Annotated in this window: 1 protein-coding gene; it reads right to left on the bottom strand. The window is 69.2% G+C overall.

What is annotated here, in order from left to right; genetic code table 11:
* On the bottom strand, nucleotides 1–240 hold a 240-nt coding region (locus SB751_RS34750), incomplete at both ends, for a VOC family protein (protein WP_410749582.1).

Here is a 240-nt window from a genome sequence, read left to right as displayed (position 1 = left end):
CCGCCTTCGGCCAGCGCCGCCCAGTATCGGTCGATCTCCTGCTGGTCGCGGCAATTGACGACGAACGACACGGCCGGCGTGAGCGGAAACACCGGGCCGCCGTTGAGCGCGAGAAACGCCTGCCCGTCCAGTTCGAACGACACCGTCATCACCGTGCCCTCGGCCTGGCCCGACGCCTGCGCGCCGGATTTGCCGTAGCGGGCGACGTGCAGGATGCGTGCGTCGTCGAACACCGACACG

Origin of the sequence: Cupriavidus sp. SIMBA_020, from assembly GCF_046535395.1 — a bacterium.
GTDB classification, from domain to species: Bacteria; Pseudomonadota; Gammaproteobacteria; order Burkholderiales; family Burkholderiaceae; genus Cupriavidus; species Cupriavidus campinensis.
Note: the sequence above shows the minus strand (reverse complement) of the source record. Positions and strands in the feature narration are given on the sequence as shown.